Source organism: Paenibacillus sp. sgz302115 (assembly GCF_056120445.1).
In genome coordinates, this window is the sequence record NZ_JBVYOK010000001.1 from 61,844 (window position 1) to 83,986 (window position 22,143).

Consider the following 22,143-nt stretch of genomic DNA (forward strand, 5'->3'; position numbering starts at 1 on the left):
TCCTTGTTTATTTTGAAAGGGGTTACACCTGTGAAAAAACTGTGGCTTGTCTATGTGCTGCTGATTGGCATTTTCCTGATTTATGTGCTGAACTACAAGCTGCAGAGCAAACCCGCAGACCCGTGGGAAACAACCGGACTGCGCGGCAATATCGCAGATAAATACGTGATGGTTACGTTTCAGATCGGCATTGATTACTGGAAAAGCGTGCTGAAGGGCTTCGAGGATGCGGCAGAGGAGCTGAACGTCTCCGTAGAATATCACGGCTCGACGCAGCATAATGCAAGTGAGCAGATGACGGTGCTGGAGCAGGTCATTGCCAAGAAACCCGCCGGCATCGCGATATCGGCAGTAAATTCCAAGCTGCTTACGGCTACCATCAACAAGGCGGTGGAGAGCGGCATTCCGGTGGTGCTCTTTGACTCGGGGGCGCCGAACAGCAAAGCCTATTCGTTCCTTGGCACAGATAATTACAATGCCGGGGTCGAGGCGGCGCGGAAGATGGCCGAGCTTACCGGAGGCAAAGGCGAGGTCGCGATTATTACAACCCCTGACCAGCATAATCATCAGGAACGGACTGAAGGATTCAGCTACACCATCCGCAGCGAATTTCCGGGGATGAAGCTGGTGGCGGTGAAGGATGGCCGCGGTGACCAGGTCGCTTCCCGGAAAGCGGCGGAGCAGCTTTTGACCCAGTATCCGCAGCTTGCGGGGATTTTTGCCACAGAGTCGAATGGCGGGATCGGCGTGGCTGAAGCGGTGGAAGCGCAGCAGGGCAGCGTGTCAACACTGAAGATTATCAGCTTCGACACGGATAAAGGCACGCTTGATCTGGTGAAGGAAGGGAAGATCGCGGCAACTATGGCGCAGGGAACCTGGAATATGGGCTATTGGTCTTTAATGGAGCTGTTCCAATTGCACCGTAATCTGGCTGAGAATCCGAATGCATATCTCGGGAACAAGCCGCTGCCCGTGCCGGATACGGTGGATACCGGAATCGACGTGGTAACCCGGGCCAATGTGGACAACTATTATGCCAAATAGGCTGCTGCAGAGGAGGAAATGCGGATGCGAAGAGGCAGCCTGACCGTGGAGAAGCTGAAGTTCAACAATTTGCCGATCCGTTATAAGCTGATTATCCATTTTCTGCTGATCAGTATTCTGCCGTCCATCGGGCTCGGGCTGCTGATTGGCTGGACCGTTGACCGTATTGTGGAGCAGCAGAGCAATGAGAATACGATGCAACTGATCGGCAAGGTCAACTCGGCGCTGGAGAATGATGCAGAGAATCTGCAGAAAATCACCTATCTGATCTCCTTTGACCCGGGGGTGCAGGCGTTCCTGAAGGGCACGATGAAAAATCCGGCACAAGCCGCAGGCACGGGTGTCAAAGGGGAGTCAGCAGAATATAACATCCGCAAGTTTCTTCAGGGATTTACTACACTCAGCTCCGAGATTGCCGGGATCATGCTCGTTAACCGGGATGGAGATTTCATCAGCAATGAAATGTATACCCGCCCCGGTACGCGTCTGACTAGCGAGAAGTGGTACAAGGAAGCCGTATCCAATAAAGGGATTTTCAAAATTGTAGGCCATCCCTACGGCCGCGCGGTCATGTCACATGTGGAATACAAGGAGAGCGAGGTTGTGTCAGCCGTCCGGGCGATTATTGATCCAGAGACACAAGTCGTTCAGGGGGTTGTGCTCGTGGATCTGAAGCTGCGTGTCATTGCTGAAACGGCCAAGGACGTTACACTGGGCAAAACCGGCTACCTGACAGTGTTCGATGACCGGGGAGAACTGATCTACGCGCCGCAGCATCCTTTTATGAAAAATATCCCTGCAGGCCTGTTCACCGGAACCTCAGGCATTACTTCAGAGAGGGTAGACGGCCGTGATTTGCAGTTGATCTACAGAACCTCATCCTTTACGGGCTGGACGACCCTGGGCGTGTTCCCGATGGAGGAGTCGGCCTTTGGGGTGCGGGAGATTACCTTTAACGTTGTCACCTTTGTATTTGTTGTCTGTTTGCTGGGCATGACGGCTTCGTTCTATTTGGCCTATTCCATTTCCCGCCCGATTGGACAGCTCGCCTCCTTCATGAGCAAGGCGCAGTCGGGGGATTTGACGATCCGCTACTGGGGCAACCGCTCCGACGAAATCGGCCTGCTCGGCCGCAGCTTTAATACCATGCTCGCCCAGATTTCCCGGCTGCTTGCCTTGACGGAGCTGCAGGCACGGCAGAAGCGGGAGGCGGAGCTGCGCAGTCTGCAGGCGCATATTAAGCCGCATTTTCTGTATAATACCTTGGATACTATACACTGGATGGCCCGCAGCAAGGGGGCGGAGGATATTGCCGAGGTGGTACAATCTCTCTCCAAGCTGTTCCGGCTGGGTCTCAGCAAGGGCAGTGATCTTGTTCCGCTCTCCGATGAACTGGAGCATATCGTAAGCTATCTGAAAATCCAGCATGTCCGCTACAGCAGCAAGCTGAATTACAGTATTCATGTAGAACCTCAGCTACAGGAGCTGTATGTGCTGAAGCTGCTCCTGCAGCCGATTGTGGAAAATGCAATTTATCACGGAATCAAGGAGCGGCGCGGTCCCGGACAGCTTGCCATCGAGGTGACCCAGCGGGAAGGCGATCTGATCTTAACCGTCCGCGATGACGGAGCGGGTATGCCGCCCGAACGCCTTGCCATGCTGCAGCAGCGTCTGCAGGCAGTGGGAGGGACTGCCTTCGATGCCGCCGAGACGGAGCAGCCCATGCCGGGCAGTGCGGGGAGCGGATATGGCATCCTGAATGTGCAGGCCCGGATCAGACTCACTTACGGCGAGCCTTACGGACTCAGCATTGAAAGTGAACAGGGCGCAGGAACTGTAGTGACTGTCCGCCATCCGGTGGTCCGCAGCAGCTATCCTGATGACTAATGAGAATAGGAGGAACCTTGAGCGTATGGATTACTGGAAGGTATTGATTGCCGATGACGAAGCGATTATCCGTGACGGCATTAGACAATGTGTGGATTGGGAAGAGCTGGGCATGCAGGTGGTGGCGGAAGCGGAGGACGGCGAAGAGGCGCTGGAGCTGGCTATCCGCAATGAAGTGCATATTGCGCTGGTCGATCTGAATATGCCGATCATGCATGGCATCGAGCTGATGAAGAAGCTGAGAGAGGAGCTGCCTCACTGCAAAATCATCGTGATCACCGGACATGATGAGTTCTCGTATGCCCAGGAGTCGATCCGTCTGCAGGTGAATGATTACATTCTCAAGCCCGCAGAGCCGAAGCAGCTCATGCAGGTGCTGCGCGGTGTCAGGGATGAGCTGCAGCTTGAGCAGCAAAAAAGCCAGCATCTGCAGCAAGCCTCCCGGCAGATTCTCAAGAACTTTCCGCTGCTGCGGGAACGCTTCTGCCAGGAGTGGCTGGAAGGCAGCTTAAGCCAGAGCGAAATCAGAGAGCAGCTGCGTTTCCTGCAATTGCCAGAGGAGCGGCCGGAGCTGATCGGCATCATCCGCTGGAGATGGGAAGCCCATCCGTCAGGAATGAAGGAGAAGGAGCGGCAGTTGTTTCTATTCGCGATTGAGAATATTGTCTCAGAGCTGCTGCAGGATTATCCCAAGGCTGTTTTTCGCGATGCCGCCGGCCAGATTATCATTTTGCTTTGGGATGCTGCTGGCGAGAAGGAGCTGGCCGGGGCTGAAGAGGCGGTGCGGAGCAACCTCAAAATCGCTGCGCAAGTGGCAACAGAAGCAGTCCAAGGTGAAATTACCGAGCTGGCTGCAGCCTACCGCAAATGCAGAACGGCCCTTTCGCAGGAGCAGCCGCTGTCGCCTTTGGTCCGCAGAGCCAGGCAGTATATGTTGGAGCACTACGGCGAATACGGGCTTACCCTGGAATCCATAGCCGGCAGCCTACAGGCTTCACCGGTCTATCTCAGCCGGTTGTTCAAGCAGGAGCTGGGCGAATCCTTCGGAACCTACCTGACGCAAATCCGCATCCGCAAAGCAGCGCAGCTGCTCCACTCAACAGAGCTGAGTATTCTTGAGGTGGCCGAGCGCACAGGCTACGAAACCCAGCATTATTTCAGCACTGCGTTTAAGAAGCAAACCGGCGTCTCTCCCCTGCAATTCCGCAAAGGTGTACTGCGGAGCGAAGAGGATTTAACTTGAACATCCAATAAAACCAATAGATACCGTTTCGGCTGGAGCCGTGTTCCTTAACCCAAGGAGCGCGGCTTTATTCATTTTCTAAATGAAAACGCTGACAAAGGTTGTTTTTTTATAAAAACAGTAGCCTGAGTGTAAATACGCTTCCCTGTCCCCCTTGCTATACTCAACTTGTCAAGCGGAAGGTATCCGCTAAGGACAACAGAACAGTTCAGGGGGTAGTGCACATATGAAAAAATATTCATGGATGATGTTGACACTGGCACTTGTATTGATTTTATCGGCTTGCGGCAACAACAGCGGCGGCAACAGCGCAGGCGGAAGCTCGGAAGGCACGAACGGCAAGGTAGGGATCGCCATGCCAACCAAGTCCTCGGAGCGCTGGGTGAACGACGGCAACAACATGGTAAAAGAATTCGAGAAGCTGGGTTATGGTACGGATCTGCAATATGCGGAAGACGTGGTAGAGAATCAGGTATCACAGATTGAGAATATGATCACCAAAGGCGTAAAGGCTATTGTAATCGCTTCAATTGACGGCGAGGCGCTGACAGATGTGCTGCAAAAAGCACATGATGCAGGCGTTAAGGTCATCGCTTATGACCGGCTGATCAAAAAAAGTGAATATGTCGATTACTACGCCACCTTCGATAATTTCAAGGTCGGGGTGCTGCAAGGCTCCTACATTGAACAAAAGCTGGGCCTGAAGGAAGGCAAAGGGCCGTTTAACATCGAGCTGTTCGGCGGTTCACCTGATGATAACAACGCTTATTTCTTCTTTGACGGTGCGATGTCGATCCTGAAGCCTTACATTGATTCCGGCAAGCTGGTCGTACGCAGCAAACAGACAACGATGGACCAAGTTGCTACTCTACGGTGGGACGGTGCAGCCGCTCAAGCCCGGATGGATAACCTGCTGAGTGCAAACTATGCCAGCGACAACCTTGATGCCGTTCTTTCACCTTACGATGGCATCAGCATCGGGATTCTATCCTCTCTTAAAGGTGTAGGCTACGGTTCGGGAGACAAGAAGCTTCCGATTGTAACCGGACAGGACGCAGAGCTGGCTTCGGTCAAATCCATTCTGGCCGGCGAACAAACGCAGACTGTATTCAAGGATACCCGCGAGCTGGCTAAAAAAGCGGTAGAAATGACGGAAAGCGTGCTGAAAGGAACTAAGGCTGAAGTCAACGATACGAAGACCTACGACAATGGGGTTAAAATCGTACCTTCCTACCTGCTGGAGCCGGTCTCCGTAGATGCCAGCAATGTAGACAAAGTGCTTGTGGACAGCGGCTATTATACCAAAGATCAGCTCGGCAAATAACCGGCTGTAATCCTTATAGCGGAGGCGGAAAATGCGGCGGCAGTTCTTGTACAGGGCTGCAAGCCGCCGCCGCTTCTACAGTCACAACGAAAGCTGGGTGAGAGGCAAATGAGTGAGATTATTTTGGAAATGAAAGGAATAACGAAGACCTTCCCCGGAGTCAAAGCACTTTCGAACGTGAACCTGCAGGTCAAAGCTGGCGAGATTCACGCTCTCTGCGGAGAGAACGGAGCTGGTAAATCCACTTTGATGAAGGTGCTGAGCGGGGTTTATCCGCATGGAACGTATGAAGGGGATATTTTGTTTAATGGCGGGGTATGCCAATTCAAAGACATTAAGGACAGTGAGGGCCTGGGCATTGTCATTATCCATCAGGAGCTGGCGCTGATTCCGTATTTGTCGATTTCGGAGAATATTTTCCTCGGCAATGAGCAAGCGAAGCGCGGGGTAATCAACTGGAATGAAACGACGGTGAAAACCAAGGAGCTGCTGCAGACCGTCGGCCTAAGCGAATCGCCGTTTACCCAGGTATCAACGATAGGCGTCGGCAAGCAGCAGCTTGTGGAGATCGCCAAGGCGCTGTCCAAAGAGGTGAAGCTGCTCATCCTTGACGAACCGACAGCGGCGCTGAACGAGGATGATAGCGAGAACCTGCTTACGCTGATTTTAGAGCTGAAGAAACGCGGAATCGCCTCCATTATCATTTCACACAAATTGAACGAAATCGAGAAGGTAGCGGATTCTGTGACGATCCTGCGTGACGGGCAGACGATCCGCACTCTGGATATGAAGCTTGATGCGGTGACAGAGGATGTCATTATCAAAGGCATGGTTGGACGCGATTTGACGAACCGTTACCCGGAGCGGACACCGAACCTTGGAGAGACCATCTTTGAGATCCGTGACTGGGAAGTATATCATCCGACACAGACTGACCGCAAAATGCTGGACAAGATCAATCTCAATATCCGCCGCGGGGAAGTGGTCGGCATCGCCGGTCTGATGGGAGCGGGACGGACGGAGCTGGCGATGAGTGTCTTCGGCAAATCGTACGGCAAACGGATCAGCGGCCAGATCTATATGCACGGCAAAGAGGTTCACCTGAATGACATCAACAAAGCGATTGACAGCGGACTCGCCTATGTGACCGAAGACCGCAAGCATTACGGATTGATCCTGATTGACGATATCAAGCGGAACATCTCGCTCAGCAGCCTGAAGAAGCTGTCCCGCCGGGGTGTGATCAATGAGAATGAGGAAGTGCTGGTCGCAGAGGAATACCGCAGAAAGCTGAATATCAAAACACCGAGCATTTTGCAGAAAACGGTCAATCTCAGCGGCGGCAATCAGCAAAAGGTGGTTCTCAGCAAATGGATCTACGCCCAGCCGGACATCCTCATTCTGGATGAACCCACACGCGGTATTGACGTGGGAGCCAAATATGAAATTTACTCGATCATTAACGGACTTGCGGCAGAAGGTAAAGGGGTGCTGGTCATCTCGTCCGAGCTGCCGGAGATTATCGGAATGTGCGACCGGATATACACGATGTGCGAAGGCCGCATCAGCGGCGAGGTGGAGCGTGAGGATGCAACGCAGGAGCTACTGATGAAATATATGACACGAAGCAGGGGGTAACACCGATGGGAGCCATAAACGATATTTTTAAAAAGAACATCCGCCAATACGGCATGATCATTGCTCTGATCTTCATCTCGATTTTCTTTCAAATTCTTACGGACGGTATTCTGCTCAAGCCGCTGAATATTACGAATCTCATCCTGCAGAACAGCTACATTCTGGTGCTGGCTATCGGTATGGTGCTGGTCATTATTACCGGTCATATTGATCTTTCAGTCGGTTCGGTGGCCGCTTTTATCGGCGCACTGTCGGCAATCATGATGGTGGATATGCACATGAATCCGGTGCTGGCCGTTATTCTCTCGCTGCTGATGGGGGCACTCGTTGGGGCATGGCAGGGCTTCTGGGTCGCTTATATCAAAATTCCCGCATTTATCGTAACCCTGGCGGGCATGCTGCTGTTCCGCGGTCTGACCATGATCGTGCTGAACGGCCAGTCCATCGCCCCTTTTCCAAAATCCTTTCAGAAAATCAGCTCGGGCTTCATCCCGGATTTCCTCAGCGGCAGTTCGCTGAACGGGCTGACTCTGGTTGTGGGCGTTATTCTCTCAGCCCTTGTTGTCTATCAGGAATTCAAAAACCGTAAAACCTCTGCGAAATACGGCTTCGAGCAATCACCGGTATGGCTGTCCATCACTAAAGCGGCTGCACTGGTAATTGTCATCAACCTGTTCACCTTCGTTCTGGCCCAATATAACGGGATTCCGAACATTCTGGTCATTCTGATGGTGCTGATTGTTATTTACTCCTTTGTGATGAATCACATGACGATGGGCCGGCATATCTACGCGCTGGGCGGCAATGAGAAAGCAGCTAGCCTCTCCGGCGTCAAAACCAAACGCGTCACCTTCTGGGTTTTCGTCAACATGGGCGTTCTCGCCGCCTTGTCCGGTCTGGTCTTTGCGGCCCGTCTGAACTCCGCAACTCCAAAAGCCGGAACCAACTTCGAGCTGGATGCTATCGCAGCCTGCTTCATCGGCGGCGCCTCCGCCTCCGGCGGGATTGGAACGGTGGTCGGAGCCATCATCGGCGGCCTGGTTATGGGCGTAATGAACAACGGCATGTCGCTCGTCGGCCTCGGTGTCGATTGGCAGCAGGGCATTAAGGGGCTGGTGCTGCTGCTGGCGGTAGGCTTTGATATTTACAACAAGTCGAAGACAGCGTAAGCGGCATTCGAAATACAATAGGTTCATAGAGAACTGCGTAGAAATCCATTCTACGCAGTTTTTCTTTTGATACAGTCTGCTTAAGTCTTCCGCGGCTTGCCGCCGCTCTGTTTGCGGAAGCCTGCTGCAACCAGCAGGAGCAGCGGCACCAGCAGACCGGCTACCATCATCTGCACCCACCACGCCGCACGGTCGAATACAGGCAAATAACTGGTGGTGGGGACAAAGATGAATGAGAACAACTCCATCAGAGAGGCCAGCGGGAAGGAGAGAGAGCGGTAATTGCTCAACCCGAGCAGCTCGGCGAAACCCGTGCAAACCACATAGAACATCAGCGTCAGCTTGAAAAAAATCGTAACAAACCACAGAAACGCGATTAGGATTTCCATTCGTGTGAAAAAGCCGGCTATATTGATTTTTTGGGCCAGCAGATAGCTGGGATACATCCGGTACATGGTTGTCTCCACTCCAAGGACAAGTACGGCCATTAAGGCCAGTACGGCCAGAACCATTCCTCCGAACAACACTCCGATGATAAAGCTTTTCCTGACCCCCGCCTGATTCTGCACCGAGTGCATTAGCATTAGAAAGGCGCTTAATTCCAGATAGGGATAACCCATAAAGGGAATCAGCGAGCGGATTAGCGGACGGACTCCTTTTTCCATGACCGGCTGAAGATTCAAGGGATGAATATCCAGACTGACAGAGGCAATGAGCAACAGAAACAACACCACGAAAAACGGGAAAAAGATTTCTGCCACCCGCCCCAAGGTGGTGATACCCAACCGGCTGGCTGAAATGACCAGCAGCAAAAAAATAATGCCAATGACCTCAATCGGTGTCTCCACCATCACGAAGGTAATAAGAAAATCACCTAAATCCCACACAATGAAACACGGGAAAATGAACAGTGTGATGAGATAGATCAGGGAGATCAGCTTACCGGCCCATTTTCCGAACAGGTTCCCGCTGTATTGTACAAGCGTTTGCTTGGGAAACTTCCGGTGCAGCGCTGTATAAAGTATGGCGAACAGACAGCCGGCTATCATGCCGAGCAAGCCGCTGATCCAGGCGTCCTGTTTGGCTTCCGCGACCAGGTATCCCGGAGCGAGCAGAATGGAGTCGCCGACTATAAAAAAACCGACCAAAATGGTGAATTGCCGGTTTGTGATCTTTTCATTCTGCATAGCGCCTCACTCCATGAGTTCTAGTGGATACGGGTATATTATTGAATGCGGCTGGAAAAATTATTCACAGGAACCAGCGCGGACGGTAGGTAGGGCCAGAGAAGGTTCAATAAATTTACGGGCCGGAGGAGAGATTCACAGCTTATGAACGAGACTGCATTGACCGACTCGCTTGTACACAATATGAAGCAAATTCGCTCTTCTCTGGGTGGGAGCACCGACTTACGCATCCGGCAGTTCCGGCTTGGTACAGAAAAAGTGCGAATTGCCGTTGTTTTTATGGAAGGTCTGGCACAGAAGGATCGCATCACCAAGCTGATCAACGAGCTGAATCAGCATGAGTATACGTATGAGCCGGAACCCGCGGTGGACAACCTGATGGAGTATACCACTGAGTGGATCTACAAATATGCCATTGCGATCGGTGATATTATCACCATCTCCGATCTGGAGGAGCTCAGCATGGCCATCCTGTCGGGGTATACCTTTATCGGGATCGACGGACAGGCCGAGGGAATCGCTGTTGACACGGCAGGAGCGGAGCAGCGTCAGGTATCATCGCCTACAGCGCAAAGTGTAATCCGCGGGCCGCAGGAAGGATTTAATGAATCCATTGGCACCAACATTGCTTTAATCCGGCGAAAAATCAAGGACCCTAACCTCTGGATGGAGACCAAACGGGTAGGCCGTGTCACCAAAACCACTGTCGCCTTGATGTTTATCAAGGGAATCGCGGAGGACAAGGTCGTAACCATGGTCAGGGAAAGGATAAAGAAGATTGATATTGACGGCATTCTGGAAAGCAATTATATCGAGGAGCTGATCAAGGACAGAAGCTTGTCGCCATTTCCTACTGTCTATAATACCGAGCGGCCGGATGTTGTGGCGTCCGCGCTGCTGGAAGGAAGAGTAGCGATTCTGGTGGATGGCACGCCGTTTGTGCTGATCGTTCCCGCACTGTTCACGCAGTTCTTCCAGTCCCCGGAAGATTATTACCATGGCTCGGACTTTGGTTTATTCCGCATGCTGCGGTTTATCGGGCTGTTTATCTCAATGCTGGCTCCCGCGCTCTATATCGCCATCACCACCTTTCATCAGGAGATGATTCCCACGCCGCTTCTGATCAGCCTGGCCGCGCAGCGCGAGGGTATTCCGTTTCCTGCCTTTGTCGAAGCGCTGAGTATGGAAGTGACGTTTGAACTGCTGCGGGAAGCGAGCATTCGGATGCCCAAAGCGGTAGGCACCGCCATTTCGATTGTGGGCGCACTGGTGCTGGGACAGGCTGCGGTTGAAGCGGGGCTGGTTTCGGCAGCGATGGTTATCGTCGTTTCAATTACTGCGATCGCCGGTTTTATTTTTCCAAGCATCGAGATGAGCATCACGACCCGGATGCTGCGGTTCTGTTTCATGGGGCTGGCTGCCTCCTTTGGCCTCTTCGGCATTTTCGTACTGTTGATTTACATTGTCCTTCACCTGTGCCACCTGCAATCGTTTGGCGTTCCCTATATGGCCCCGTTTGCTCCGTTTAATCTGACCGACCAGGAAGATAATCTGGTCCGCACACCTTGGTGGAGAATGATTCACCGTCCCTATCTATTCGCCCCGACCAATCTTTACCGCCAGCGGAGCAGTGCAGCTCAGAACGATTCGGCAGTCAAGACGGATAAGGCGGACAACGCGGGTAAGGCGGACAACGCGGGTAAGGCGAACAAGGCGGACAATTCCAAAGCTCCGGAGGAGGGGAATTCATGAACCGGAGAATAGGACTGCTTCTGGCGGTGATGCTTGTCGCATCGCTACTGCTGACCGGCTGCTGGAGCCGCCATGAGCTGAACGATCTGGGCATCACCCTGGGAGTCGGTATCGACAAAAAGGATGATCAGCAATATGTAGTGTCGGCACAACTCGTCATCCCGGAAGCGGTAGCCGCCAAAAAAGCGGGGAGCGGAGCAGCTGCCGTTATCTACAAGGGAAGCGGGATTACCGTGGCCGAGGCATTCCGTAGAATGACCACTGTCGCCTCGCGGAGTGTTTATTTATCCCATTTGCGGGTGCTCGTGATCAGCGAGGAGGTGGCACGGGACGGCATTCAGTATATCCTCGATTTTTTCAAAAGAAACCGTCAGCTGCGTCCCGATTTCTATGTTGTTGTCTCCAAGGACGTCAAAGCGGAGCAGGTGCTCAGCGTATTGCCGAGACTGGAAAAGGAGCCGGCCGAGCGGATATACCGTTCGCTTGAAATCTCCCAGAAGGAGTGGTCGCCAACCTCTGGTGTATTCCTGGATGAATTGGCTGCGAGCATTGTAACCAAAGGGAAGGATGCGGTGCTGACCGGAGTCCAGATCCTTGGCGATGCGGAGAAGGGAAACTTTCTGTCCAATATCGACCAGGTTACGGGCGGAACCAAAATCAAAGTGTCTACGCTCGGGATATTCAACAAGGACAAGCTGATCGGATGGCTCAATGAAGATGAGAGCAAGGCCTACAACCTGGTTACGAACAATGTAAAACGCACACTCGGCTGGGTGCCGTGCCCGGATGGAGGACGCGGAAATATCGGCCTCGACATTGTGCGGTCTAAGGGGACTGTGAAGGGCAGTGTCCGGGATGGAAAAGCACAGATTGAAATCCGGATTATGCAGGAAGAGAGCATTAGTGAGGTGCAATGTGATATTGATTTGACCAAACCGGAAACCATCTACAAATTGGAGCGTGAAGCAGAGCAGAAGGTTACCCTGTTTGTGGAGCGGATGATCCGCAAATTGCAGACGGAGTACAAGACGGACATATTGGGTTTTGGTTCGGCGATCCACCGCTCGAATCCGCGTTACTGGGCCAAGGTGGAGGATCGCTGGGAAGAGGAATTTCCCAAGCTGCCTGTAACGGTCAAGGTGGATATCAAGATCAGAAGAACGGGGACGGAGAGCAATTCGTTCATTACAGAGCTTAAGAAAAAGGAGTGAGTCAGGATGTGGAACTTGGCAGTGATCGTAGTGATTTTTGCGGTTATACTGGTTGTTGAGATTCCGGTTATTGCGAAGAAGGACAAGAAGCGGGATCTGTGGGTCTTTTGCATCCTTATGTTTGTGGCATTTATCTTGGGAGTGGCCAAAAGCCTGCGAATGACGATACCCAATCCGCTGGATTTGCTGTTAGTGATGTACAAGCCGGTAAGCGACGCCGTGTTCTCCCTGGTCCAGTGAGCATGAAGGAGATGCCCGAACAAATCACACCGTTTCAGTTTATGCTGCTGGTTACTCTGTTCACAATCGGAACGACGATACTGGTTATTCCATCCACACTGGTTGAATACGGCCGGCAGGATGCCTGGATGTCTGTGCTTGTCGGGATGGGCATGGCTGCGCTTCTAATCGCACTGTACTGCAAGCTTGCGGGGCAATATCCTGATCTGGACTGGGTCGGCCTGAACGAGAAGCTGCTGGGCAGATGGCTGGGAGCTGCCTACTCTTTGTTCTGGGTGTTAACGGCTTTGACCTCCTTACCTGAGGTGCTCTATTATATGGGGCAATTCCTGGTTACACAGATTATGCCGGAAACGCCGGCGCTGGCCTTCAATTTGATCTTTACAGTCATTACAGCCATCGGAGTTCAGCTCGGGATCGTGACTCTGGGCAGGGCCGCACAAATATTTTTTCCGGTTGTAGCCGGGCTATTTCTGTTTCTGCTTGTTATGCTGACCCCGGAGATGAGGCTTGAGAATTTGCAGCCTGTCCTCACAACCTCATGGAGACGGATCATGCATGGAAGCATCCTGTACGCTTCCTACTCGGCGTTTCCCCTGACTTTTCTGCTGATGATCTTTCCTTCCAGGGTTAGCCGCAAGGATAAGGCAGGCCGCGCTTTTATAACTGGGTCAATACTTGGCAACGTTTTTCTGCTCATCCTCACAACCACAGTAGTGCTTGTCATCGGGGAAAGTGCGGCAAGCGAAATGTACCCAAGCTATGTGCTGGCCAAAAAATTCAATGTCGGTGGCTTTATCACCAGACTCGAAGTATTTATGGCTGCCATCTGGTTCATCACCTTGTATTGCAAGCTGACACTGTATTTCTATGCCGGTGCAGCCGGACTGGCACGGGTCTTGCGCGTCAGCGATTACCGGGTGCTGGTGGTGCCGCTGGCGATCATCGCGGTGATCCTGAGCGTTTCTGTTTACCCGGACATGATCTACCAGGCTGAGTGGGACGGGAAGATTTGGCCGGTCTATGTGGCAACCTCCGGGCTGCTGTTCCCGGTACTGCTGCTCCTGGTCTCTTTGGTGCGCAATAAACTGGTACGTAAAAAAACGCCATAACTCATATTCGCCCCCTATTTTCAACATCAATTCCTTACGAAAGTTCACCAGGCATGGCCTGCTCCATTTCTTTTTCAATGCTAGACACCTCTTGCAATATAGTCCTCCGCCAAAATCTCATTGTATACCGTAACTGAGGTGGAAGTTCTCCACTTCAGTCCGCAGAATGACCTCCCCCGAGGTAGGCTAGTGGAAAAAGTCCACTTCATCCTGGGGACATTGTCCTTGTTGTAGTACTTTCTTAGAAAAAAGCTTACACCTCTGCTATAATGTTTTAATCATGCTTACGGAGGCATTGGCTGAGTCAGGGAACGGAAATTCCTGCTACGGCCTTGCGCTATTGGGGTGAGGTCTCATCTTGCCCGGGCGTTTTGCCGATATATGTGTTTAAATCAAATAAAATGATAACGATTGCAGAGGATATCCGGCAGTATAATCATCAACAGGAGGGCAACAAATGCAAATTATCGCAATGCTGACCATGCTGATTGATCATATCGGCTACATATTTTTCCCCGGAGAGCTTGCCTGGAGGTATGTGGGGAGAATTGCTTTTCCAATTTACTGCTACGCGCTGGTGCAAGGGCATATACATACATCATCAAGGCCGAGATATTTGCGGCGGCTGCTGTGGATTGCGCTGATCACCCAGATTCCTTATAATTTGGCGCTTGATCCGGGCGGCTGGAATGTGGTGTTCACCTTATTGCTGTCCGCTATAGTGCTTGCTATACTGGATAAGCTGCCCAATCCCTGGTACGGAGCTCCGGTAGTAATCGTGGCTTTCCTGATCATGGACCGCCTGCCGCTGGATTATAACGCCTATGGACTGCTGCTGGTGCTGATCTTCCGCTATGCCCGTTCCTACTGGCTGATTCTCGCGCATTTTGTGCTCAATGGCATCTTTCTTTTCTACTATGGCTGGTTCGTGCAGCTATTCAGCATAGTGCCTACTATACTGATTGGAGCGGCTCCTGGTTTCTGGAAGCTTTTAGAGAAAAGAAGATTGCCGCGCTGGATTTGGTGGTCCTTCTATCCGGTACATTTGGCGGTGCTGGCCGCGGTAAAGATTCTTTTTTTTCAGGAATGGGTATCTATAGATTGGCGAAGTTTATTTCTATTATAATTCCGCAAGTCCAGCAGGCAGCATAAGCACAATCCTTCCTCTATATGAGTTGATGGATATATATTACAAAATAAGCTTAGAGGAGACATGCTATGAGGAAAATGAAATCAAGAACAAAATGGTTGCTCCCGATTCTCGCTCTGCTGCTGATTCTGGCAGGGTGCCAGACTGTAGCCGGATTTGACGTCAACAAGGCGCTGCTGGGAGATTTGGATGTGAAGTCGTCTGAGTCCAGCACGACATTGTCGCTGAAAGCTGTACCTGCCGCAGGCATTAGCGCAGATGATCAGAAAGTAGTAGATCTCATCAATTCTTTCTCCCTGAACATCAGCAAAATGAAGCTGCAGGATAACGGCAATATTTCCGCAAGCGGTACTATCGGCTACAAGCAAGTATCCATTCCGTTTAACTTCTTCATCGACAAGACGGCTGTTGTCTTTACCGCTGAAGGAGCGAAACAGCCATTTTACTTCCCGGTTCAAGACTATGAGAAGACTGTGGGTGTAGAAGGACTCAACCCGGACAAAGCGAAGGAAATTTCCAAGCTCCTTACACAGTTCGTGGTGAAGAATCTCCCGAATCCCGGTGCTATTAGCGTCGCTTCCGTAAATGAATCTGTATATGGCGAGCAACTGAATCTGACTAAGCTACATACGGAGATTACGGGTGATGAAATGCCTGCCCTGGTGAAAAGCTTCCTGAAGGCTGTCTCCAAGGATACGGAAGGTTTTACCGCACTTATCGGCGGCCTGTATGATTATCTCTACCCGATTCTGAAGGCGAATGGCATAGATTCCAGTGAACTCAGCGATCTGGGATTTGGTGAAATTCCGCTGGAGGACAAGGAAGGAGTCGTTACTGTAGCGCATGATGCAGCCAAATTGGCTGTAGATGCTCTGCTTCTTGTCTACGACAAGCAGCTTGAGAACCTCTATAAATCAACTCCTGAGCTGAAAACAGTCCTCAGCAAGGATACGAAGCTGAATGTTGATCTGTTTGTGGACAGCGGGTTCCATGTGCGCAAGCAAAATGTAGCGCTGAATGTCGCGCTTCCTGCTAGTGAGGATCTGCCGATTCAGAGCATCTCCTTTAAGGTAGAGACCCAGACCTGGAACGTTAACGGTCCGGTGACTGCCGACGCAATCAGCACGGCTGGAGCGCTCGATCTTTCCACAGCAAATCTTACCCCTGGAGAGACTCTGAGAAGCTTCGAGCAAGGCTCATCTGTATACAACCTGCTTAAGAATGATTTTGGCATTACCAGCAAATCCCTGACGATCGCGCCGGATGACGATTATTATTATCCGATTGTCGAAGGGGGCACAACCTATGTGCCGCTGCGCTATCTTGCGGAAGATCTGGATGCTGTAGTCGAGTGGGATGGAGCGAACCGTGCCATCAATGTTACAGATGATGTATACGGCGATAAGCTGGTCTTCAAAATCGGCTCTGCACAAGCGCTGATTAACGGTAAAGCGGTTAAGCTCCCGCAGCCGGTATTCGTTGACGAATACGGAGACGCCTATGTGCCGCTCCGTGTGCTTGCTGAGGCGCTTCATGCCAAGGTGGAAAAAGATGAGGATGGCTATATTTACATTGACCGTCCTTAAATAGTAAATAAACAAAAAGCCGAAACCTCGTAAACAGAGGTTTCGGCTTTTTGCCGTACATATATATTCGGTAAGCAGATAGAACTGCTCAATGTAAATCAGGAATCGCCAGCCTACTGCCTGGTCAGAACCATTTTGAGGGAGACATTGCTGGACTCTTTATCTGCAGCCATGCTCTGGATGTAACCGGACATGAATCCGCCGTCCATGCTCGCCCACAGCTTGTAGCCGGGCATAGCTGTAATCTCCTCCAAAGATTCTGCGGCGGTTCCCGCAAAGTATTTCACATTCAGCTTGGCCATCACTTCGGCCATAGATTTCTTGTCACTGGCGCTGAAGGCGGAGTCCTGCAGGCGTTTCATGGCCTTGGCCGCAGATTGTTTCGCAAATGTATCCTCTGCGTACTTTTTAAAGTTGAGCAAATTGGGGTCGGTTATTCCATTTGCCTTGGCCCAGCCCTCCACATCTACCGAAGTTGAATTGTAGGTTACTTCCCGGGATAGGGGGCTAAAGGTCATCGCTCCATACTGGTGCGGGTTCACGGCCATCGCGCTGGTGGCAATATCATATACCGGAGCTTCTGCAGGGCTGTCCGGATTACGCGAGTCTCCGGTATGTGCAATATCCTGCATGTGGATATGGCCGGACAACACCAGATTGAGTCCGTCCTTGCGCAGCGTCTTCATCGTTTCCTGACTGTTGTTGAGCTTGAAGCCGGAAACGGACATGGAGGTATGGCTGAGCAGATTGTGGTGCATGACCGTAATAATGGAACCATGCTGCTCTGCCGCCAGCTTCTTGCACTCATCCATCCAGGAAAGGGTAGATGGGAGGATGCGGCCGTCCGTCTGCGGGAAGCCGTAGCTCTCGTTGTTGGCATATTGGCTGCTGTCGATCATCAGGAGATATAGCCCCGGGGCGGCGTTGACGAAATAACTAAGGCTGTCCTTGTCCCTGGAGAGGGCTTCACTCAAGCCGAAATCGGCATACAAGCCGGCAAAATCAGTGGGGGTGATGTGCTCTGTCACGACCTGCTTGTCACCCTTGAACGATCTTGCCCAGGGATTATTCAAGTCATGATTGCCTGGAATGACATAGACATCGGTTCCCGCTTCTTCGACACGCTTCAGCTTCTCTGCCAGCTTCTTATGGCTGCTTGCTTCGCCGTTATTGGTCAGGTCCCCGCTGAGAATCAGGAATTTCGGCTTTTTTTGCTGCACATCATAGACGAGAGCTTCCAAAAGCTCATCGCTGTAGGGCAGGATTTTACCGTCACCGCCGTTTACATAGGTCTGGAAGGCTTCTCCGCCATCCTCCAGGCCTTTGTCCAGATAGTGGGTATCTGTAGCCACCCAGAACGATACCGGATCTGATCCGGCTGCTTCCGCTTCTACGGCTGCAGTATTCGGGGATAGGGAAGGGGAGCCGTCTTTGCAGCCTCCAAGTATTATAGCTGTTGTCAGCAGCGTAGATAGTGCCAGTGCGCTTGATATTCCGCGTTCAAAAAAGCCGTTTATCTTCAGCAATGATATCTTCACCTTTCTTCTGCACATTTGCTGAATCATTGTAGCTTATTTGCAGCAGGATTGTATATCGAAAAGTTAGTAACTGTTTCAAAAACATGGGATTGTGATTATTGAAAATAGTGGATAGTGAATAAATCTTCTCAAGATAGCGACAATAAATTGCGAATGGGTATTGTGTTAATGGAATAAAAGTGTTAAGATTTAAAAAAGTAAGTTACTATATTAAACGGAGGTAGTTATATTATGTCTAAAAGTTTCCTGGAAGCCGTACAAGGCAGACGTTCCATCTACGCACTAAGCAAAGAGTCCACAATTTCCGATGCCCGGATTCAAGAGATCGTAGAGGCGGCAGTATTACATAGCCCGACTTCATTCAACTCCCAAAGCTCCAGAGCGGTAGTGCTTCTCGGAGATAAGCATGACAAGGTATGGGATATTACAACAGAAACCCTGCGCAAAATTGTACCGGCTGATTCATTTGAAGGCACTGCACAGAAGCTGGCCTCCTTCAAAGCCGGATACGGCACTGTACTGTTCTTCGAGGATCAGGCTGTTGTGAAGCATCTGCAAGAGAGCTTTGCACTGTACGCCGAGAACTTCCCGATCTGGTCCAACCAATCCTCCGGCATCCTGCAACACGTTGTATGGACAGCGTTCGCTGAAGAGGGTCTCGGAGCTTCGCTGCAGCATTATAACCCGCTGATCGACGACGAAGTGAAATCCACCTTCGGCATTCCAGCTGACTGGAAGCTGATTGCTCAAATGCCTTTCGGCAAGACGGCTTCTGCTCCTGGAACTAAAGAATTCCAGCCGGTTGAAGACCGCGTGAAGGTTATTAAATAAGCAGCTTCATCAAACCAAGCGCAAAAAGAGACAGGCGATTATCGGCCTGTCTCTTTTTTGTGCGTGATATAAAGTTCCTGCTGATCTGTCTTACTTGGTGGCCGGAGCTTCACTAGCTGCCGGAGCACTGGCATCTGGAGCTGCGCTTGCGCCAGGAGAAGCGGATGCATCCGTCTTCGCATCGGTAAGCGAATTGGTGATCTTGGCTTTGGCTGTCAGCTCTTGCAGCCAAGTGGCGGACATTTCAGATACCTTTTGCGCTTTCAGCGTTTTGGTGATTTCGTCTTTCTTCTCGGCAAGCGTATATTCATGGGCTTCTTTACGGTCGGTTACTTTGATTACATGGTAGCCGTAATCGGTTTTGACTGCACCGCTTGTTTCGCCAACCTTAAGCTTGAAGGCAGCATCGGAGAATTCGGCAACCATATCGCCTTTTTTGAAGAAATTAAGATCGCCGCCTTTGTCCTTGGAGCCGGTATCAGCGGATTTTTCTTTGGCCAGTGTGGCAAAGTCCGCGCCTTCTTTCAATTGCTTGAGAATGGCGTCGGCTTCTTCTTTGGTCTTTACAAGAATATGGGAAGCGCGGACTTCTTCTTCCTGCTTAAAGGAAGCCTTGTTATCATTATAGTATTTGGAAATATCTTCGTCGGTTATTTTAACCTTAGGTTCAATCAGCTTGCGGATTTCCACCTGAAGCGGCATTTGCTTTTTCAGGTCATCCAGCGTCATGGAGCTTTGCTGAAGGGCGCTGTTCAGACCTTCTTCACCGCCGAATTGGGCCTTCAGATCTTCAATCTCTTGGGCAATGTCAGCATCAGTCACCTTGATGTTGGCTTTCTTCGCTTCCTGGTCAACGAGTGTGGTGGTGATCAGATTCTGCAGGGTAGATTTGCCACCGGCTTCAACTAATTTATCATAAAGCTGCTCTTTGGTGATATCCGTTCCATTCACGGTAGCAACGGCTATTTTGCTGTCGTCCTTTTGGAAAGGCCGTACGATTAGAACAACGATCAGGGCCGCAGCGAGAACAAGCGAAGCGACCATCCAGCCCTTGCCGCCTTTAGCGGATGGGGTGGAGGGAGGTGTGCTGTCTCCAATCCTGTTCATAACGGGCACATTTTCATTGCGGGATGTTTCATCGGCTTCCTCGAAAACCTCGACAGCTTCCTGCGGAGTTACCTCTTCCGCTGCCGGTACAGCTTCGGGCTCGGAAGTGGCTCCTTCATTGATATCGGAAGTGTTGCTCTCCTCTGGTACTTCATTGTTGTTCAGGTGTTCATTTTCATTGAAATCTTTTTTGTCCATTATAATTAATGACTCCCTTCAATATAGGTGTTGCCTGTCTTTCTACAACTTTACCAGAAATCAGGATTCCAAACCTTAAGAAAGTATAAAAAAGCGGATTTACTTTTTAAGATTCCCTTAAGATACAAGCCGGGCGGCTTGTATCTGTGAAACGCAGATGAGCTGTCTTGCAAGGAAAAAGCCGGCAGCTTATGGTCGCCCATACGCTGCCGGCTTTGAAAGAGAGCAGAGAAATCTTGCTGCTCCCGTACAAGCGGATATGTATCCGCTTAAGAGCTGAGGCCTCTCAACAGATGGCGTATGCCTTCCTGCTTCCGTCTGGGAACCCGGACGGACTTGGCATAGAGGCCCATTTCACCGAAATAAATGCAATCGTCCTCAATGGAGCTGATCTTGTTAAGGTTAACATAACAGTTCCCGTACACATGATAAAAACTTACGTTCGATACTAAACGGTTTAATTGCTCGGCAGTCATTCTCTTTTTAATGTTGTAGTTTCTGCCGTGAAAGATGACCAGATCATGGTCACCGACCTTAAAGAACAGAATGTCCGTATCCACCTCGAAGTCCTCATATACATTTCTGGCTTCCAGCAGGCTGCTCATTCATGTTCCCCCTTTATAAAGAATTGAATCAAAAATGTTAGCGCTTTCATTATAACACAACATCAGTGCTTTGAGAAGCCTAATTTTTGAAATGATTTGTGACCATTTTTTCGTTAGATTTGTCATAGCCGCAGAAAAAATGTAAATTATAAAGATGACATAATTGATGACCATTGGAGGAGGATTACTGAGATGAAGGAAAATACTAGACTGCTGTTATTTACCGGCTCTTACGCAAGCGCTGCGGAGAGCGGGGTTCAGGTGTTTGAATTCAATGGAGAGGCTGGAGGCACGCTGACACTGCTGGATACGGCCCAAGGCCTTACGAATCCGACCTTTGTGAATGTAGATGCTGAAGGCCTGCGGCTGCATGCGATTGGAGAGAAGCCGGGGGCAGACGGGGGCAAGGAAGGCGAGATTATATCCTTTGCCATTGATCCGCAGGCGGGCAAGCTGACCGAGCTGAAGCGGATTGCGACCATGCCTGCTGCGGGGAAGACGCAAACAACGACTTGCCATATTTCAAGAGAATCGAACAATGAATATATTGTTGTATGCAGCTATCACGGCGGCCTGGTGGGCCTGCTGCAGCTTGATCAGGAGGGTCTGCCTGTCCGTTTGACGGATACTGCGGTACATACGGGTCAAAGAAACCTTCCGGGGCAGGACAAGCCTCACCCGCATTCCGCTATTTTTAGTCCGGATGAAAAATTTCTGTTCGTCTCCGACCTTGGTCTTGATTTGATCCGCACCTACCGTATTAACCGGGAACAGCAGACGCTGGAAGCCCTGGGCGACACGCTGCTGCATGAGGGAGCAGGCCCGCGCCATTTCGTATTTCACCCGGACGGCAAGTCCGCATATGTGATCAATGAATTGGACAGCACGGTTACTTCCTTCCTGTATGACAGCGCAGGGGGGACTCTGACAACGGTGGCTACCGTATCTACATTGCCTGAAGGTTATTCGGGAAATAACGGCTGCGCTGAAATTGCCTTGTCCGGGGATGGACGTTACCTGTACGGCTCTAACCGCGGACATGACAGCATTGTGGTATATGCTGTTGATCCGCAGACCGCTCAGCTTACACTTGTGGAGCATGTATCGACACGCGGCGGCCATCCACGCCATTTCGCTCTAACCCCGGACGGCGGCTATTTGATCGTAGCCAACCGTGACGGCAATAACCTGGTGGTCTTCAGCGTTAACCGGGACAGCGGACGGCTGAGCTTCACAGGCAATGAGGCACAGGTATCCAAGCCGGTATGTGTAAAGCCCGCATACTTTAAGGTGTCTGCCGATCAATAATCATTACTAACCC

18 protein-coding genes are annotated in these 22,143 nt (G+C 51.1%); 14 read left to right on the plus strand and 4 right to left on the minus strand.

Annotated features, from left to right (window positions below; all coding sequences use genetic code 11):
- Positions 1–30 precede the first annotated feature (30 nt).
- The 6 genes from AC0LWN_RS00270 to mmsB all read left to right on the plus strand — a co-directional run bounded on the left by AC0LWN_RS00270 (position 31) and on the right by mmsB (position 8,305).
- On the plus strand, positions 31–1,044 hold the full coding sequence (locus AC0LWN_RS00270; protein ID WP_474662668.1) for a substrate-binding domain-containing protein: 1,014 nt from the start codon (positions 31–33) through the stop codon (positions 1,042–1,044).
- Positions 1,045–1,068: 24 nt separating this feature from the next.
- Complete coding sequence (locus tag AC0LWN_RS00275; RefSeq protein ID WP_474662669.1) at positions 1,069–2,931, plus strand: cache domain-containing sensor histidine kinase; 1,863 nt, start codon at positions 1,069–1,071, stop codon at positions 2,929–2,931.
- A 25-nt stretch (positions 2,932–2,956) separates the two neighbouring features.
- Positions 2,957–4,174, plus strand: coding sequence for a response regulator transcription factor (locus AC0LWN_RS00280; RefSeq protein WP_474662670.1), 1,218 nt, complete (start codon positions 2,957–2,959; stop codon positions 4,172–4,174).
- A 226-nt stretch (positions 4,175–4,400) separates the two neighbouring features.
- A complete protein-coding gene (gene chvE, locus AC0LWN_RS00285) occupies positions 4,401–5,498 on the plus strand; it encodes a multiple monosaccharide ABC transporter substrate-binding protein (RefSeq protein WP_474662671.1) in 1,098 nt (365 codons plus the stop codon).
- A 108-nt stretch (positions 5,499–5,606) separates the two neighbouring features.
- Positions 5,607–7,136 carry a multiple monosaccharide ABC transporter ATP-binding protein gene (gene mmsA, locus AC0LWN_RS00290; protein WP_474662672.1) on the plus strand — a complete coding sequence of 510 codons (1,530 nt, stop codon included), beginning with the start codon at positions 5,607–5,609 and terminating at the stop codon, positions 7,134–7,136.
- Positions 7,137–7,141: 5 nt separating this feature from the next.
- On the plus strand, positions 7,142–8,305 hold the full coding sequence (gene mmsB / locus AC0LWN_RS00295; RefSeq protein ID WP_474662673.1) for a multiple monosaccharide ABC transporter permease: 1,164 nt from the start codon (positions 7,142–7,144) through the stop codon (positions 8,303–8,305).
- Between the two features lie 80 nt (positions 8,306–8,385).
- Here mmsB and AC0LWN_RS00300 read toward each other — a convergent pair whose 3' ends face one another.
- Entirely contained in the window at positions 8,386–9,492 is a 1,107-nt protein-coding gene (locus AC0LWN_RS00300; RefSeq protein ID WP_474662674.1) for a GerAB/ArcD/ProY family transporter, read from the minus strand.
- A 144-nt stretch (positions 9,493–9,636) separates the two neighbouring features.
- Between AC0LWN_RS00300 and AC0LWN_RS00305 the strand changes: the two genes are divergently transcribed.
- The 6 genes from AC0LWN_RS00305 (at position 9,637) to AC0LWN_RS00330 (ending at position 16,543) form a co-directional block, all read left to right on the plus strand.
- Complete coding sequence (locus AC0LWN_RS00305; RefSeq protein WP_474662675.1) at positions 9,637–11,244, plus strand: spore germination protein; 1,608 nt, start codon at positions 9,637–9,639, stop codon at positions 11,242–11,244.
- A complete protein-coding gene (locus AC0LWN_RS00310) occupies positions 11,241–12,455 on the plus strand; it encodes a Ger(x)C family spore germination protein (RefSeq protein ID WP_474662676.1) in 1,215 nt (404 codons plus the stop codon). The genes AC0LWN_RS00305 and AC0LWN_RS00310 overlap by 4 nt, the downstream gene beginning before the upstream one ends.
- 6 nt (positions 12,456–12,461) lie before the next feature.
- Complete coding sequence (locus AC0LWN_RS00315; RefSeq protein ID WP_474662677.1) at positions 12,462–12,695, plus strand: hypothetical protein; 234 nt, start codon at positions 12,462–12,464, stop codon at positions 12,693–12,695.
- An 11-nt stretch (positions 12,696–12,706) separates the two neighbouring features.
- Positions 12,707–13,807, plus strand: a complete 1,101-nt coding sequence (locus tag AC0LWN_RS00320) for a GerAB/ArcD/ProY family transporter (RefSeq protein ID WP_474662678.1) — start codon at positions 12,707–12,709, stop codon at positions 13,805–13,807.
- A 457-nt stretch (positions 13,808–14,264) separates the two neighbouring features.
- On the plus strand, positions 14,265–14,933 hold the full coding sequence (locus tag AC0LWN_RS00325; protein WP_474662679.1) for a TraX family protein: 669 nt from the start codon (positions 14,265–14,267) through the stop codon (positions 14,931–14,933).
- Positions 14,934–15,025: 92 nt separating this feature from the next.
- A complete protein-coding gene (locus AC0LWN_RS00330; protein ID WP_474662680.1) occupies positions 15,026–16,543 on the plus strand; it encodes a copper amine oxidase N-terminal domain-containing protein in 1,518 nt (505 codons plus the stop codon).
- Between the two features lie 113 nt (positions 16,544–16,656).
- On the opposite strand, the gene AC0LWN_RS00335 is transcribed toward AC0LWN_RS00330, so the two are convergent.
- Positions 16,657–18,069, minus strand: coding sequence for a metallophosphoesterase (locus AC0LWN_RS00335; protein WP_474662681.1), 1,413 nt, complete (start codon positions 18,067–18,069; stop codon positions 16,657–16,659).
- Between the two features lie 243 nt (positions 18,070–18,312).
- On the opposite strand from AC0LWN_RS00335, the gene AC0LWN_RS00340 reads away from it, so the two are divergent.
- Positions 18,313–18,912, plus strand: coding sequence for a nitroreductase family protein (locus AC0LWN_RS00340; protein WP_474662682.1), 600 nt, complete (start codon positions 18,313–18,315; stop codon positions 18,910–18,912).
- A 90-nt stretch (positions 18,913–19,002) separates the two neighbouring features.
- On the opposite strand, the gene AC0LWN_RS00345 is transcribed toward AC0LWN_RS00340, so the two are convergent.
- Entirely contained in the window at positions 19,003–20,217 is a 1,215-nt protein-coding gene (locus AC0LWN_RS00345; RefSeq protein WP_474662683.1) for a peptidylprolyl isomerase, read from the minus strand.
- 269 nt (positions 20,218–20,486) lie between these two features.
- Positions 20,487–20,822 (minus strand): LytTR family transcriptional regulator DNA-binding domain-containing protein, encoded by a 336-nt coding sequence (locus AC0LWN_RS00350; protein WP_474662684.1) that lies wholly within the window; start codon positions 20,820–20,822, stop codon positions 20,487–20,489.
- A gap of 192 nt (positions 20,823–21,014) precedes the next feature.
- Between AC0LWN_RS00350 and AC0LWN_RS00355 the strand changes: the two genes are divergently transcribed.
- The gene (locus tag AC0LWN_RS00355; RefSeq protein ID WP_474662685.1) at positions 21,015–22,130 is read left to right on the plus strand and encodes a lactonase family protein; all 1,116 of its coding nucleotides are present in this window, start codon (positions 21,015–21,017) and stop codon (positions 22,128–22,130) included.
- Positions 22,131–22,143 lie beyond the last annotated feature (13 nt).